The organism is Wolbachia endosymbiont of Pentalonia nigronervosa (genome assembly GCF_014534705.1).
Taxonomy (GTDB): domain Bacteria; phylum Pseudomonadota; class Alphaproteobacteria; order Rickettsiales; family Anaplasmataceae; genus Wolbachia.
Genome location: NZ_JACVWV010000129.1, coordinates 1 through 2,077, shown reverse-complemented (window position 1 = coordinate 2,077; position 2,077 = coordinate 1). Strand labels below are relative to the sequence as shown.

Sequence of the window (2,077 nt, the reverse complement as noted above, 5' to 3'; positions counted from 1 at the left end):
CAATAGTGGTAGGAGTATTTGCACTTATCGTAGCAATAGTAATGAACAATTTGACGCAAAAGTACATAGAAGAAGAATTGCAAAAGAAAATGTCAATTGAGTTAGAAAGTGAAAGAGAGAGTCAAACTACATCAAGTAATGTTGAAATACAAAGTGAGGAGGAGGAAGATTTTGTAGACCACAAGATAGAAGAACCTGTTTTGTCCAGAGCAAGCAATGAACAATCAATAGCATTATGATATACGCAACAGCCTTTTATGCAGGATTAAAGCCAGATCCATTATTAAAGGTGTCAGAATGGGCAGATGAGTATAGAGTTCTCTCGCAAACAGCATCATCAGAACCAGGAAAATGGAGAACAGAGAGAACTCCTTATTTAAAGGAAATAATGGACTCTTTATCACCTTCATCACCAATTGAAAAAGTAATCTTTATGAAAGGAGCACAGATTGGAGGAACAGAAGCAGGGAACAACTGGATAGGCTATATTATTGACCAGACTCCAGGTCCAATGTTAGTGGTACAGCCAACTGTAGAGATGGGAAAACGCTGGTCTAAAGGAAGATTTGCCCCACTTATTGATAGCACACCATGTTTAAAAGATAAAGTAAAAGACCCAAGATCAAGAGATTCAGGCAATACGGTACAGAGTAAAGAGTTTCCCGGTGGGATTGTGGTAATAACTGGGGCGAACAGCAGCGTAGGCCTTCGTTCTATGCCAGTAAAATACCTCTTTCTCGATGAAATTGATGCGTATCCAGGAGATTCAGGTGGTGAAGGAGATCCAGTTTTGCTCAGCATAGCCCGAACTAATACATTTACGCGGCGAAAGATATTTTTGGTCTCAACTCCAACAGTGCATGGAATCAGCAGAATTGAAAAGGAATTTGAAAGCTCTGACAAACGTTATTTCTTTGTACCATATCCACACTGTAACCATTATCAAGTTTTAAAATGGACGCAAGTTAAGTGGGAAGATAAAGACCCAAGAACAGCGCACTATGTGTGTATAGAGTGTAACGGTAAAATAAAAAATCATCAAAAAACCGAGATGCTTTCACGTGGAGAATGGAGAGTAACGAACGAAACAAAAGGTGGAAAGATAGCAGGATTTCATATTTCAAGTCTTTACAGTCCAGTTGGTTGGTATAGTTGGAGTCAAGCAGTAGAAGATTTTCAGCATGCAAAAGAAAATGAGCAATTACTGAAGGTCTGGATAAATACTACTTTAGGAGAGACTTGGGTTGATAAAGGAGAAGTACCAGACTGGAGGCACTTATTTGAGAGAAGAGAGTCATATCTTATTGGAACAGTACCAAAAGGAGAAGTAGTCCTTACTGCAGGTGTTGATGTACAAAAAGACAGAATAGAAGTAGAGGTTGTAGCTTGGGGAAGAAATCGTGAAAGTTGGTCAATAGATTATCAGGTATTTGAAGGAGACCCTGGAAAAGAATTTGTATGGAACAAACTTTCAGAGTTACTGAATCATCATTTTCTTGGTTCAGATGGTCTTGAATATACAATTAGCATGATGGCAGTAGATGCAGGATACGCAACGCAGGAAGTATACAATTGGGTGAGAAGCCAGCAGAGCTCTGGTAAAGTAATGGCAGTAAAGGGAGTGAACAAAGCCCTAGTACCGCTTAATAGCCCAAGTAGAGTTGATGTGACAGTGGCAGGTAAAAAGCTCTACAGAGGCATGAAACTCTGGCCAGTTGGAGTATCAATATTAAAGTCGGAGTTATTTCAACTACTCAATGTGTTACGAGAAGGCGAAAAAGCTCCAGCAGGATATTGCCATTTTCCAGAGTATGCGCCTGAGTATTTTAAACAACTGACTGCGGAACAATTAATTACCAAAGTAGTGAAAGGTTACACCAAGCAGGAGTGGCAGAAAATAAGAGACCGTAATGAAGCACTTGATTGCCGAATTTATGCCAGAGCAGCATCTATAGCCCTTGGGATTGATCGTTGGCAAGAGAGTAAATGGGTTAGTTTGAGTGAAAAGACTGAGAGCAAAAAGCCAAAGAAAATAGTCAAAAGTAAATGGATAGAAAATGTACACTGAAGAATATTT

1 protein-coding gene and 1 pseudogene are annotated in these 2,077 nt (G+C 39.4%); both read left to right on the top strand.

What is annotated here, in order from left to right; all coding sequences use genetic code 11:
• A pseudogene (locus IC220_RS07205) lies at positions 1-239 on the top strand (hypothetical protein); the annotation flags it as partial.
• Complete coding sequence (locus IC220_RS07200) at positions 236-2,068, top strand: phage terminase large subunit family protein (protein WP_188153751.1); 1,833 nt, start codon at positions 236-238, stop codon at positions 2,066-2,068. The pseudogene IC220_RS07205 and the gene IC220_RS07200, both read left to right, overlap by 4 nt.
• Positions 2,069-2,077 lie beyond the last annotated feature (9 nt).